This window comes from Kitasatospora sp. NPDC057738, assembly GCF_042798815.1.
Taxonomy (GTDB): domain Bacteria; phylum Actinomycetota; class Actinomycetes; order Streptomycetales; family Streptomycetaceae; genus Kitasatospora; species Kitasatospora lactacystinica.
The window spans coordinates 1-12,799 of record NZ_JBHVJT010000116.1; the positions used below are offsets into that span (position 1 = coordinate 1).

A 12,799-nucleotide genomic window follows, 5' to 3' on the forward strand; every position below is an offset into this window, starting at 1 on the left:
GGCATGGCGTCCGGCGAGGCGAGCAGGGTCGGCGCCGGCTCGGCGGCCGGGGCGGGTGCCGGGGCCGGCGGGGCGGCCGGGGCAGCCGGAGCGGGCGGGGCGGCCGGGGCAGCCGGAGCGGGCGGGGCAACCGGCGGCTCGGCGAACGGCGGGACCGGGGGCATGCCGTGGCCGCCGCTCGTCGGCGGCATCAGCATGGTCGCGGCCTCGGCCCCCGCCGGCGCGGCGGGCTCGGGCAGGTCCGAGCCGGTGATCCGCAGCCCTTCGGGCATCAGGACGGTGGCGGCGTCGGCCCCGTCCGACGGGCCCGGCACACCGGGAACACCAGGCACACCGGGCGCGACCGGAGCCACGGGCGGCGGCACCGGCGCGACGGCCTGCGGCTGCGGCGAGGGCTGCGGAGCGACGACCGGCTCCTCGTGCCCGGGCGGCGGCGCGAGCATGGTGGGCGCGTCCCCGGCGGGCCGGCCGGAGACCGGCGGCTCGGTCAGCACGGCCGGGGCGGGCAGCGGCGCGGGAACGGGCTGCGGCGCCGGAACGGGCTGCGGCGCCGGAACGGGCAGTTCCTCGACGGGCGTGGCAGCGGCAGCGGCGGCCGCGACCGGGGCCTCGGCACCCTGCGGCCCGGCCGGGGCCGTCCCGAGCCGCTCCGCCTCCGCCGCGAGCGCCGCCGCCCCCGCCTCCTGGAGCCACTGCGGCGGGCTGAGCAGGAAGGAGGTGGCCTCCACCGGTCCGGGCGCGGGCTTCGCCGCCCCGGCCGGGTTGGCCGCCACCGGCCGCCCGTAGACCTCCTCGTACTGCCGGACCACCTCGTTGACGGGCAGCGCGGGCCACAGCGTGCTGGCGCCCGAGTCCCGGGCGATCACCAGCCGTGCCTCCCCCGTGCCGCCGCCCGCACCGCCCGTGCCCTCGGCCGGGCCCGCGGGCGCCACCGCCCAGCAGACGAAGCCCAGGTCGAACTCCCGGACCCGCACCTCGCGCTGCTGCGAGCGCGGCACCCCGCCGTTGATCCACTCCTCGGCGAGCTCCTGCGCCTGCGCGTACGTCACCACGCCCGGTTCACCCCTGTCCGCATCCTCTTCGTCCCCCGTTCCACCGACACCACCGCGACCACCGAGACCACCGCGACCACGCGCCTCAGCCCACCGGGACGGCTCGGGCGAACCCGCCGTCCACCATCAGCGCCGCGACCGTCTCCAGCTCCGGCGGGCTGCCCGCCAGCCTCAGCAGGAAGGCGTCGAAGTCCTCGCCGCAGGGCAGCAGCAGCCGGGCGCAGCGGTCCTCCGGGGCCTCCGGGGCGCCGGTGTCGCGGGCGTCGTCGTGCAGGTGGAACCAGACCGAGCCGGTCCGCTCGCCGCGCACCTTGAGCGCGACCAGGCCGCCCTGGGCGTAGGCGACGGCCAGGTAGTCCTTGGTGAGGTGGTCGCGCAGGCACTTGTTGGCGTACACGACGTCCGCGGTGCCGTACTCCTCGGTGAGCGTCAGGAAGGGCTGGTCGAGCAGCAGTCCGAGCTCGGTGTCCAGCGCCACGCCGACCGGGGTGCGGCCGCCGCCCAGCTTGAGGAAGGTGCGGTAGGCGTCGGGCAGCCGGTAGCCGAGGCGCTGCTCGGCGCGCTGCACCAGGTCCTCGGGGACGCCGATCGGGTCGCCGCCGTCCCCGGCCAGCGAGAAGTGCACCGCCCGGCGCTCCTGCAGGGGGCGGGTGCCGCGGCGGGTGTGGTCGGCGGCGGAGGTGGCCAGGCCGCCGTGGTGCCGCAGCAGCGCCTTGACCTCGACCGGCACGAGCTCCATCCGCCGCCAGCCGGGGGCGGCCCGGCCGACCGCGTGGTGCCAGGTCCAGCCGGGCGGGGTGGCGACGGCGGTCGAGAGGTCGGCCCAGAGCGGGTGGCCCTGGGTGTAGAGCGCGGCGTTGGCCGACACGTAGTCGGTCAGCCGCAGCTCGTCCACGCCGAAGCCCTCCGGCGGGTCGGCCACCTCGGCCGCGGCGGCGGCGTACGGGCCGAAGTCCGGAAAGCCGTACTCGTCCACCCTGACCCCGGCGGGGTGCCGCTCCGCGCGGACCGGGTCCGGGAACTGCACCACCTGACCTGCGTACGCCGCGTTCGGTGCGGCGGCGACGCCGGGCCGACCTGTCGTCATCTGGGAGCCCCCACTGGCTGCTGCAAATACGGTGCCTGCTGGGCACCAGCCTAGGGCCTGCCTTCAACCCCCCGTCCGTCAGGCGGACGACGGGGGAGCGACGGCGGGTCCCGGGGGCGGCGCACGGCCGGGACCTCGCCCGGAGCCCTGCCCGGACCACGCCCGAAGCCTTGCCCGGCCCCCGCCCGGCCCCGCCCGGAGCCGCGCCGGGGAGCGTCCCCGAGGTCACAACCGCACGCCGAGCGCCCGCGCCAGCGCCTCGGCCACCCGCAGCTGCCCGGCCTCGGTGAGGTGGGGGTGCAGCGGCAGGCTGAGCAGTTCGCGGGCGGCCCGCTCGGCGACCGGGAACGTCCCTTCGCGGTGCCCGAGGTGATGGAACGCGGGTTGCCGGTGGACCGGCACCGGGTAGTGCACTCCGGCGCCGATCCCGGCCGCGTGCAGTTCGGCCAGCACCGCGTCGCGGTCCCGGCCGGGGCCGATCCGTACCGGGTACAGGTGCCGGACGTGCTCGTTGCCGGGCGCGGTGCGGGGCAGGGCGATCCCGTCCAGCCCGCCCAGCAGCTCGTCGTAGCGGGCGGCGGCGGCCCGGCGGGCGGCGTTCCAGGCGGGCAGCCGGCGCAGCTTGGCGCGCAGCACGACGGCCTGCAGCGCGTCCAGCCGGGAGTTGAAGCCGGACCGTTCGTGCCGGTACCGGCCGCGGGCGCCGTGGTCGCCGATCAGCCGGACGGCGTCGGCCAGGGCGTCGTCGTCGGTGAGCACCGCCCCGGCGTCGCCGTAGGCGCCGAGGTTCTTGCCCGGGTAGAAGCTGGTGGCCGCGATCCGCCCGTACCGGCTCCGCCCGTGCTGGCGGGCGCCCTGGGACTGCGCCGCGTCCTCCACCACCGGCCGTCCGTCGGCCGCCGCCAGCAGCGGCCCCATCGGGGCGAGTTGGCCGAAGAGGTGGACGGGCAGCAGCGCGGCCGCGCCGGGCAGCGCGGCGGCGGCCCGCTCCGGGTCCATCAGCAGGTACTCCGGGTCGGCGTCGACCAGCACCGGGCGCAGCCCGGCCCGCAGCACGGCCTCGGCGGTGGCGACGAAGGTGTTGGCGGGCAGCACCACCCCGCTGCCGGGCGGCAGGCCCAGGGCGCGCAGGGCCAGTTCGAGGGCGTCGGTGCCGTTGGCGGCGCCCACGCAGTGCCGGACACCGGCGAAGGCCGCGTACTCATGCTCGAAGGCGGCCACCTCGGGGCCCTTGACGAAGGCTCCGGAGGCGAGCACCCGGTCGAAGCCGGCCCGCACCTCGTCCGCCACCTCGGCGTGCGCCGCCGCCAGATCGACCAGCGGGACGCCCTCCCGCACCGGATCCCGCACCGGATCCCGCGCCGCGCCCCGGCGCACCGGCCCGCTCACCGGGCGACCTCCGCCCCGGTCCGGGCCGCCGCGCCCACCGGGACGGTGGCGCCGCCGAGTTCGAGGCTGAGCGAGGCCGCCTCCAGCAGCTGCAGCACCCGCACCCCGGCCCGGCCGTCGGTGAGCGGGGCCCGGCCCTCGGTGATGGCGGCCGCGAACTCGGCCATCACGTTGCGCAGCGCCTCCTGCTCGACCAGCGCGGGCGCGACCATCTCGCCGACCCGGTAGGAGATCAGCGCCCGGTGCCGGATCGCGTCGGTCAACCGGTCGGGCGGGGTGAGGTCGACCCCGCGGTCGTGCACGGCCAGCCGGGCCTGCGGGTTGAGGTCGTCCCAGACCAGGGTGCGCCGCGAGCCGCCGATCAGCGTGGTGCGGACCTTGGTCGGGGAGAGCCAGTTGACGTGGCAGTGCGCCAGCGCGCCGTTGCTGAGCCGGACCGTCAGGTAGGCGACGCAGGCGCGGCCGGCCCCGATCGGGTCGGCGCCCTGGGCGGACACCCCGACCGGCTCGACCCCGGGCGGCAGCACGAAGTCCAGGATCGACAGGTCGTGCGGGGCGAGGTCCCACAGCACGTCCACGTCCGGCTGCACCAGGCCGAGGTTGATCCGCACCGAGTCGAAGAACTGGACGTCCCCGATGTCCCCGCCGTGGACCAGTTCGCGGATCCGCCGCACCGCCGGGGTGTAGCAGAAGGTGTGGTCGCACATCAGCACCAGCCCGCGCCGCTCGGCCAGGTCGACCAGTTCCTCGGCCTCGGCGGCGGAGGTGGTGATCGGCTTCTCCACCAGGACGTGCTTGCCGGCCTCCAGGGCCGCCCGCACCAGCGCGTAGTGGGCGCCCGCCGGCGTCGCCACCGCGACCGCGCCGACCCGCCCGTCCGCCAGTACCCGCCGGTAGCTGTCGGTCACCCCGACGGTGCTGTACTCCCCCAGCACCGCCCGGGCCTTGGCCTCGTCCAGGTCGCACAGCCAGTGCAGCCGCAGCGCCGGGGTGTGCTGCGCGTTGCGGACCAGCTTCGGGCCCCAGTAGCCGGCCCCGACCACGGCCAGCCCCACCGGGTGTTCGGGCACCGGCCGGGGCGGCTCGTCCGGTGCGGGCACGTGTCCGCCGGGTGCCTGGTTGGCGGTCTGCCAGTGCTCGTCCTGCGGTTCCGACGTCATCGCACGAGCCCCTTCGCTCAGCGCCGGGGCGGGCGACAGGCCTTCCCCGGCGGCCTCAACGTCCGGCGCGGGCACCGGAGTCGGGCTGCCGGCGGCTGTCCGCACGGTCGGCCGCGTCCCCTTCGGCTCGCTGCCGGAACGGTACCGGCCGGGCACCGGGCCCGGGGGCCGTTTCGGTAGATCGGCGGACAAGTCGTGACGGGCGGGTGCGCGTTCGGCCGGCATCGGGCGACCGCCGGCCGGCCGGCCGCGGCACCGGACGCCGCCGCACCCCGGTTGTGCGGTTGTCAGTACCGTTTGACAGGCTTGCCCCGGACCGGCCCGGTCACTCCGGCCGATGCCGGGTTACGAGGAGGAGGACGACGGATGACCACCGGTGAGCCGGCGGGCCCGCCCGTGCTGCGCCACCACCGCGACAGCCTGCTGCCCGCCGTCGCCGCCGCGCTGTCGCTCAAGGGCGGCGAGGTGCACACCCTGGCGGGCGACAAGGACCCGCGCCGCCCGGTGCTGCACCACCTGGTCGCCGACTTCCTGGACACCCTGCCGGCGGAGGCCCGCGAGCGGTTCACCGGCCGCTGCCCGGAGGCCGTCCTGCTCTCCCAGCACCTGGCCGCGGTCGACGGCCGGCGCTCCAAGCGCGCCGCCCGCAAGCCGATGACCCTGCAGGAGGCCCGGAAGTCGCTCAAGGGCGCCCGGATGACGACCGTGCGCATCCGCGAGGAGGACGACCCGGCGCACGGCAGCCACGCCCCACCCTGCCGCTCCTGCGCTCCGATGCTGGAGCACTTCACCGTACGCAGCGTCGCCGTCGGGCCGCCCGCGCACTGACCGGCCGAGCGCCGGCACGTCCCCCGTCCCCCAGCCCTGGAGTCCGTCCTGAACCCGCCGATCCCGTCCCCACCGGCCACCCTCTCCCCCGCCGGCACCCGGACCCGCCCGCGCTTCCCCGCCGACGTCGCCGCCGAGCTCAAGGCGGCCGGCTGGCACCCCGGCCGCTGGGAGATCCGGCAGGCCGAGGAGTGGGCCGACGCCCTGGCCGGGTACGGCGCGCCCGCCGGCGTACGGCACGCGGTGTTCCCGGCGGCGGTGGAGGCCTGGGCCGAGTTCGGCGGCCTCGCCTTCGACCTGTCCGGCCCGGGCCGCCAGCTGGCCCGCACCCCGTTCCTGATCGACCCGCTGTGCGGGCTGCACCAGCCGCGCACCCTGCTCGACCTGGGCCGGGCGCTGGGCACCCGGCTGGCCCCGCTCGGCGAGGAGGCGTACGGGCAGGCGCTGCTGGCCGTCGACGAGGAGGGCCGGGTCTACAGCCTGGACCACACCGGCGAGTGGTTCCTCGGCCACGGCATCGACCAGGCGATCTCCACCCTCGTCCTGGGCACCGCCCCCGAGCGGCTGCGCACCGCCGAGGAGTACTGACGGCCGGGGGCCGGGGACGGCTCAGCGCAGCCGCTCGGCCCGCACCGCCAGCCGGGACGGCAGCACCGCCTCGATCCGGAACCCGCCGTCCGCCTCCGGCCCGGAGGAGAAGGTGCCGCCCAGCGCGATCACCCGCTCCCGCATCCCAACCAGCCCGTTGCCGCCGCTGGGCAGCTTCGCCGCGCCCCGCTCCCCGCCCGGGCAGGCGTTCACCACGGCCACCCGCACCCCGTTCGGCGCGTACGAGAGCAGGACGGACACCTGGGCCCCGCCCGCGTGCTTGTGCGCGTTGGTCAGGCCCTCCTGGACGACCCGGTAGGCGGTCTGCTCGGCCTCGCCGGTGAACTCCTGCCGGCTGCCGCTGACCGTCAGGGTCACCGCCATCCCGGCCGCGCGGGACTGGTCGACCAGCCGCGGCAGCCCGGCCAGCGAGTCCGGCTCCGGCTGCCGTTCGTCGTCCATCCGCAGCACCCCGAGGATCTCGCGCAGTTCGTTCAGCGCCTGCCGGCCCACCTCGCCCATCAGCTTGGCGCTCTGCGCCGCCCTGTCCGGGTCCTTGCCGGCGATCCGCTCCAGCGCCCCTGCGTGCACCACCATCAGGGACACCCGGTGCGCCACCACGTCGTGCATCTCCCGGGCGATCCGGGTGCGCTCCTCCAACCGGGCCCGGCGGGCGCGCTCCTGCGCCTGCTCGGCCAGCAGGTCCAGCTCGGTCTCCAGGCCGTGGGCGCGGTCCTTGAGCGACTCGATCAGCCGCCGCCGCGCGCCGACGTACAGTCCGGTCACCACCGGGGCGACGGTCAGCCCGACCGACACCAGCAGCGACAGCAGGATCTGACCCCACAGCGGCGGCGGGTCCACCATGTCGCCGGGCGTCATCAGCGACACCGCCATCACCGCGGCCGCCTCGGCGAAGGCCAGCCCGGACAGCGCCACCACCCGGCGCCGGCGCGAGGGCCACTCCCAGGTCGAGGCCAGCGTGTACAGCGCCACCACCAGCAGCACCACGCCCAGCATGCCGGGCATCACCAGCAGCGTCACCAGTACCGGGACGGCCGGCCAGCGCCGGCGCACCACCAGCGAGCCGCCGGCCAGCGTGCCGAGCACGGCTATGCCGACCGCTCCCGCGGTGCTGACGTGTATCCGGGCGGAGAGGAAGGCGATCGTGCTGGCCGCGCACTCCACCGCGGCGAGCAGCCCCAGCCCGACGTCCAGGAAGGCGCTGCGCGGCCGCTTCCACCACCAGAACCACCGGACCGGCATGCGCTCCCCAGGCGACTTGCTCATGCCCCACAGCGTAAGCGGCAACCCCCTCCCCTCCCCACCGGGATCTCCCGGCACACCCCCCGAAGCCGTCAAGTGGTCCAGACCACAGGTGGTTTTCGGCAGCCCTGTCCGCCATCCGGCCACCTCGCGGACAGCACCCGCCCCGACACCTATGCTGGTCGCGTCGGACAGCGCGGTCCGCACGCGTCACACCCGCCACACCCGTGTGGACCTGTGACGATGAGCCGTTGCCGAACCCCACCACCAGAGGGAGCCAGCCGTGACCGCTCCGGTCCCCACCCCGGCGGACAGCCCCACGCCCGTCGTCGCCGACAATGCCGCCCTGCGTGCGGACATCCGACGCCTCGGCGACCTGCTGGGCGAGACGCTGGTCCGCCAGGAGGGTCCCCAGCTGCTGGGCCTGGTCGAACAGGTCCGCCTGCTGAGCCGCACCGACGGCGAGGCCACCGCCGAACTCCTCTCCGACATCGACCTGGACACCGCCGCCAAGCTGGTCCGGGCGTTCTCCACCTACTTCCACCTCGCCAACGTCACCGAGCAGGTGCACCGCGGCCGCGAGCTCGCCACCCGCCGCGCCCGGGAGGGCTCGCTGCTCGCGCAGACCGCCGACCAGCTCGCCGAGGCCGACCCCAAGCACCTCCAGGACACCCTGGCCCACCTCGCGGTCCGCCCGGTCTTCACCGCGCACCCCACCGAGGCCGCCCGCCGCAGCGTCCTCAACAAGCTGCGCCGGATCGGCGAGCTCCTCGACCGCATCCACCGCGACGAGGTCACCTCCGGCCTGGCCGCCGCCGACCAGGCCCGCACCAGCAGCGCCAAGCGCTCCGCCGACCGCCGCCTGGCCGAGGTCATCGACCTGCTCTGGCAGACCGACGAGCTGCGCATCGCCCGCCCCGAGCCCACCGACGAGGCCCGCAACGCCGTCTACTACCTGGACGAGCTCTACCGCGAGGCCGTCCCCGAGGTCCTGGAGGAGCTGCACGAGGAGCTCGCCCGGGTCGGCCTGGGCCTGCCCGACGGCGTGCGGCCGCTCACCTTCGGCACCTGGATCGGCGGCGACCGCGACGGCAACCCCAACGTCACCCCGCAGGTCACCTGGGACGTCCTCAACCTCCAGCACGAGTACGGCATCAAGGACGCGCTCTCCGCGATCGACGACCTGCGCAACACGCTCTCCACCTCCGAGCGGCTGGCCGGCGCCTCGGTCGAACTGCTCGCCTCGCTCAACACCGATCTGCACCTGCTCCCCGAACTCAGCCCGCGCTACAAGCGGATGAACGCCGAGGAGCCCTACCGCCTCAAGGCCACCTGCATCCGGCTCAAGCTGGAGAACACCCGCGAGCGGCTGGCCGGCGGCACCCCGCACGTCGAGGGCCGCGACTACCTCGGCACCCGCGAGCTGATCGCCGACCTGCGGCTGATCCAGGACTCGCTGCGCGCCCACCGCGGCGAGCTCATCGCCGACGGCCGCCTCGCCCGCGCCATCCGCACCGTCGAGGCCTTCGGACTGCAGCTCGCCACCATGGACGTGCGCGAGCACGCCGAGGCCCACCACCACGCCCTCGGCCAGCTCTTCGACCGGCTCGGCGAGGAGGCGTGGCGCTACGCCGACATGCCCCGCGAGTACCGGCAGAAGCTGCTCGCCAAGGAGCTCCGCTCGCGCCGCCCGCTCGCCCCCACCCCGGCCCCGCTGGACGAGGCCGGCACCAAGACCCTCGGCGTGTTCAACACGATCCGCCAGGGCTTCGAGCGCTTCGGCGACGAGATCGTCGAGAGCTACATCATCTCCATGTGCCAGGGTGCCGACGACGTCTTCGCGGCCACCGTGCTGGCCCGCGAGGCCGGTCTGATCGACCTGCACGCCGGCATCGCCAAGATCGGCATCGTGCCGCTGCTGGAGACCACCGACGAACTCCAGCAGGCCGACCGCATCCTCGACGAGATGCTCTCCGACCCGTCCTACCGCCTGCTCGTCTCGCTGCGCGGCGACGTCCAGGAGGTCATGCTCGGCTACTCCGACTCCTCCAAGTTCGGCGGCATCACCACCTCCCAGTGGGAGATCCACCGCGCCCAGCGCCGCCTGCGCGACGTCGCCCACCGCTACGGCATCCGGCTGCGCCTGTTCCACGGCCGCGGCGGCACCGTCGGCCGCGGCGGCGGCCCCTCGCACGAGGCCATCCTGGCCCAGCCCTGGGGCACCCTGGAGGGCGAGATCAAGGTCACCGAGCAGGGCGAGGTCATCTCCGACAAGTACCTGCTCCCCTCGCTGGCCCGGGAGAACCTGGAGCTGACCATCTCCGCCACGCTCTCCGCCTCCGCGCTGCACACCGCCCCGCGCCAGGCCCCCGAGTCGCTGGCCCGCTGGGACGCCGCGATGGACCAGGTCTCCGAGGCCGCCCACACCGCCTACCGCGGCCTGGTCGAGCAGGAGGACCTGCCGAAGTACTTCTTCGCCGCCACCCCGGTCGACCAGCTCGCCTCGCTGCACCTGGGCTCCCGCCCGTCCCGCCGCCCCGACTCCGGCGCCGGCCTGGACGGCCTGCGGGCCATCCCGTGGGTGTTCGGCTGGACCCAGTCCCGGCAGATCGTCCCCGGCTGGTTCGGCGTCGGCTCCGGCCTCGCGGCCGCCCGCGCGGCGGGCCTCGGCGGCGTGCTGGACGAGATGTACGGCGAGTGGCACTTCTTCCGCAACTTCCTGTCCAACGTCGCCATGACACTGGCCAAGACCGACCTGCGGATCGCCCAGCACTACGTCGAGCAGCTGGTGCCCGGCGAACTGCGCCACGTCTTCGACGAGATCAAGGCCGAGCACGCGCTCACCCTGCGCGAGGTGCTGCGGCTCACCGGCGAGAACGAACTGCTGGAGCACAACCCGGTGCTGAAGCAGACCTTCGCCGTCCGCGACGCCTACCTCGACCCGATCTCCTACCTCCAGGTCGCGCTGCTGCGCCGCCAGCGCGAGGAGCTCTCGGCCGGGCGCCAGGACGACCCGCTGCGCGCCCGCGCGCTGCTGCTGACCGTCAACGGCATCGCCGCCGGCCTGCGCAACACCGGCTGACGGCCGCCCGAGAACGGCCGATGGGCCGGTGTCCCGTCCGGGACACCGGCCCATCGCCGTGAGGCTCCCGCTCCGCACGGAGGGGGTGCTGCTCAGTGCGGAACTCCCGCTCCGCGCAGGCGTCCTGCTCCGCGCGGGGGTCCCGCTCCGCGCAGGGCTCCTGCTCCGCGCGGGGGTCCTGATCCGCGCGGGGGTGCTACTCCGCCACCTCGCCCGCGCGCCTGCGCTTCAGCCACAGCGCCGCGCCGCCGGCCGCCACCACCAGGCCGCCGCCGACCGCCAGCAGCCCGGCGTCGGGGCCCATCGAATCGCCGAGCACCGGGCCGAACTGCGCCGCCGCCGGTTCCGGGGAGACCGCCGGGTCCGACTCGGCCACCGGCTCCGCGTGCGCCAGCGCACCGCTCGACAGCAGGACGCCGGCCGCCCCCAGCGCGCCGGCCGTACCGACCCGCCGCCCGAGCCGCTTCAGCTCGACCACCCGGCTCCGCCGCACTCGGCGGACCGGACGCAATCCCCGCATCGAGAACTCCCCAGGACTCGTTCGCGTACCCGGCCGACGCTATCCGATCCCGCACGGGGTTCTCACACCGATTCAGGTGTGGACGGGCAAGCGTTGTACGACCGTTGCGTACCCGCGCACGGTCCTGACGGACGGTCAGCGGCGATCAGGAGTTGTACGTGCCCTGGGCCCGCTCCAGCCCCTCGGACAGCAGCGCCTCCACCGCGTCCGCCGAACGGTCCACGAACCACTCCAGCTCCTTGCGCTCGGTCGAGGAGAAGTCCTTCAGCACGAAGTCCGCGACCTCCATCCGGCCCGGCGGACGGCCGATCCCGCAGCGCACCCGGTGGTAGTCCGGGCCCAGCGACTTGGTGATCGACTTCAGGCCGTTGTGGCCGTTGTCCCCGCCGCCCAGCTTCAGCCGCAGCGCCGCGTAGTCGATGTCCAGCTCGTCGTGGACCGCGATCAGCGCCGAGGCCGGCACCTTGTAGAAGTCGCGCAGCGCCGTCACCGGCCCGCCGGAGAGGTTCATGAAGGACATCGGCTTGGCCAGCACCACCCGCTTGCCCGACAGCCGTCCCTCGGCCACCTGCGCCCGGCTCTTGTGCGCCTTGAACCTGGCACCCATCCGCTGCGCCAGCAGGTCCACCACCATGAAGCCGATGTTGTGCCGGTTCCGGGCGTACTGCTCCCCGGGGTTGCCCAGCCCCACCACCAGCCAGGGGCCGTCGTAGTCCTCGCTCATGCGCCCACCTCGCTGCGCTCGGCGGCCGCTTCGCGGACCGCGCACCTCTCCATGGCTCGCTCGCTGCGCTCGCTCACGCTTCTCTCCTCGACTTCGCGCTCGACGTCATCATCCCGGACGCACCGCTGCCCCGGTCGCTCCAGCGGGAGCGACCGGGGCAGCGGTCTCAGCAATTGGGCGTCAGGAGGCTCAGGCCTCGGTGCCCTCGGCCTCGGCGGCCTCGTCCTCGACCGGGGCGGCCTGGGCGGCGATGACCTGCAGCACGACGGCGTCGGCCTCGACGGCCAGCGAGACGTTGGCCGGCAGGACGATGTCCTTGGCGTGGATGGAGGCGCCGGCCTCCAGGCCCTCGACGGAGACGGTGACCGACTCGGGCAGGTGGGTGGCCTCGGCCTCGATCGGCAGGGACTGCAGGACGTGCTCCACCAGGTTGCCGCCCGGGGCCAGCTCGCCCTCGGTGTGGACCGGGATCTCGACGGTGACCTTCTCGCCGCGCTTGACCAGCAGCAGGTCGACGTGCTCGATGGTGCGCTTGATGGCCTCGCGCTGGACGGCCTTCGGCAGCACGTACTCGTCCTTGCCCTCGATCGGCACGACCAGCAGGGCGTTCGGGGTCTTCAGGGCCATCATCAGGTCGTGGCCGGGCAGGTTCAGGTGAACCGGGGCGTGGCCGTGGCCGTAGACGACACCGGGGACGAAGCCGGCGCGGCGGGCACGACGGGCGGCACCCTTGCCGAACTCGGAACGGGTCTCAGCGGCAATACGGATCTCGGACACGACTGCACTCCTCGTGGAAATGGCGCGGGGGTGCAGGCAACGCGAAAAACCGCCGGGACCACACCCTCAGTACGTTCGGGGGTCACTCGGCGGCAACGGCCTGCCGGGCGGACGGGAATCCGGCACCGGCAGCGCGTCGATCACGGATCGGGCACCCGTCGAACGGGCGCACGGCATCCCTCGCCGAGCAGTTTCACGAGTCTAACCGCACCTGCGGCCTCCCGCGAAATCGGCGGCGGAGGACGGTGCTTGCCTCCAGAGCCAAATCCGCCCACCCCCACCCGTTCCCTCCCCCCCCACAGGCCAACCCCACAACCCCCCCCACCACC

The 12,799-nt window shown here is 75.1% G+C and carries 10 protein-coding genes and 1 pseudogene; 3 read left to right on the forward strand and 8 right to left on the reverse strand.

Annotated elements, in window-relative coordinates; translation table 11 throughout:
- The 4 genes and pseudogenes from ACFVGO_RS37375 to ACFVGO_RS37390 all read right to left on the reverse strand — a co-directional run.
- Positions 1–1,052, reverse strand: a pseudogene (locus ACFVGO_RS37375) (hypothetical protein); the annotation flags it as partial.
- A gap of 85 nt (positions 1,053–1,137) precedes the next feature.
- The gene (locus ACFVGO_RS37380) at positions 1,138–2,139 is read right to left on the reverse strand and encodes an SMI1/KNR4 family protein (protein WP_359910037.1); all 1,002 of its coding nucleotides are present in this window, start codon (positions 2,137–2,139) and stop codon (positions 1,138–1,140) included.
- Between the two features lie 225 nt (positions 2,140–2,364).
- Positions 2,365–3,528 (reverse strand): DegT/DnrJ/EryC1/StrS family aminotransferase, encoded by a 1,164-nt coding sequence (locus tag ACFVGO_RS37385; protein WP_380636627.1) that lies wholly within the window; start codon positions 3,526–3,528, stop codon positions 2,365–2,367.
- Positions 3,525–4,688 (reverse strand): Gfo/Idh/MocA family oxidoreductase, encoded by a 1,164-nt coding sequence (locus ACFVGO_RS37390; protein WP_359910042.1) that lies wholly within the window; start codon positions 4,686–4,688, stop codon positions 3,525–3,527. Before ACFVGO_RS37390 ends, ACFVGO_RS37385 begins: the two co-directional genes overlap by 4 nt.
- Positions 4,689–5,054: 366 nt before the next feature.
- Between ACFVGO_RS37390 and ACFVGO_RS37395 the strand changes: the two genes are divergently transcribed.
- Together ACFVGO_RS37395 and ACFVGO_RS37400 are read left to right on the forward strand one after the other, a co-directional pair.
- On the forward strand, positions 5,055–5,516 hold the full coding sequence (locus tag ACFVGO_RS37395) for a YwqJ-related putative deaminase (protein WP_359910045.1): 462 nt from the start codon (positions 5,055–5,057) through the stop codon (positions 5,514–5,516).
- A 60-nt stretch (positions 5,517–5,576) separates the two neighbouring features.
- Positions 5,577–6,104, forward strand: a complete 528-nt coding sequence (locus ACFVGO_RS37400; protein WP_359910060.1) for an SUKH-3 domain-containing protein — start codon at positions 5,577–5,579, stop codon at positions 6,102–6,104.
- 21 nt (positions 6,105–6,125) lie between these two features.
- Here the strand turns inward: ACFVGO_RS37400 and ACFVGO_RS37405 are convergent, their stop codons facing one another.
- Positions 6,126–7,391 (reverse strand): histidine kinase, encoded by a 1,266-nt coding sequence (locus ACFVGO_RS37405; protein ID WP_359910048.1) that lies wholly within the window; start codon positions 7,389–7,391, stop codon positions 6,126–6,128.
- 259 nt (positions 7,392–7,650) lie between these two features.
- On the opposite strand from ACFVGO_RS37405, the gene ppc reads away from it, so the two are divergent.
- Positions 7,651–10,449, forward strand: a complete 2,799-nt coding sequence (ppc, locus tag ACFVGO_RS37410; protein WP_380358697.1) for a phosphoenolpyruvate carboxylase — start codon at positions 7,651–7,653, stop codon at positions 10,447–10,449.
- 196 nt (positions 10,450–10,645) lie between these two features.
- Here the strand turns inward: ppc and ACFVGO_RS37415 are convergent, their stop codons facing one another.
- The 3 genes from ACFVGO_RS37415 to ACFVGO_RS37425 all read right to left on the reverse strand — a co-directional run bounded on the left by ACFVGO_RS37415 (position 10,646) and on the right by ACFVGO_RS37425 (position 12,470).
- Positions 10,646–10,927, reverse strand: a complete 282-nt coding sequence (locus ACFVGO_RS37415; protein WP_359910054.1) for a hypothetical protein — start codon at positions 10,925–10,927, stop codon at positions 10,646–10,648.
- 187 nt (positions 10,928–11,114) lie between these two features.
- A complete protein-coding gene (gene pth, locus ACFVGO_RS37420; protein ID WP_359910057.1) occupies positions 11,115–11,693 on the reverse strand; it encodes an aminoacyl-tRNA hydrolase in 579 nt (192 codons plus the stop codon).
- 189 nt (positions 11,694–11,882) lie between these two features.
- Complete coding sequence (locus ACFVGO_RS37425; protein ID WP_380539347.1) at positions 11,883–12,470, reverse strand: 50S ribosomal protein L25/general stress protein Ctc; 588 nt, start codon at positions 12,468–12,470, stop codon at positions 11,883–11,885.
- Positions 12,471–12,799 lie beyond the last annotated feature (329 nt).

Excerpts from the sequence above, each read along its gene's own strand:
- ACFVGO_RS37380 (WP_359910037.1), bottom strand. The coding sequence starts at position 2,139 with ATGACGACAGGTCGGCCCGGCGTCGCCGCCGCACCGAACGCGGCGTAC.
- ACFVGO_RS37390 (WP_359910042.1), bottom strand. The coding sequence starts at position 4,688 with ATGACGTCGGAACCGCAGGACGAGCACTGGCAGACCGCCAACCAGGCA.
- ACFVGO_RS37395 (WP_359910045.1), top strand. The coding sequence starts at position 5,055 with ATGACCACCGGTGAGCCGGCGGGCCCGCCCGTGCTGCGCCACCACCGC.
- ACFVGO_RS37405 (WP_359910048.1), bottom strand. The coding sequence starts at position 7,391 with ATGAGCAAGTCGCCTGGGGAGCGCATGCCGGTCCGGTGGTTCTGGTGG.
- pth (WP_359910057.1), bottom strand. The coding sequence starts at position 11,693 with ATGAGCGAGGACTACGACGGCCCCTGGCTGGTGGTGGGGCTGGGCAAC.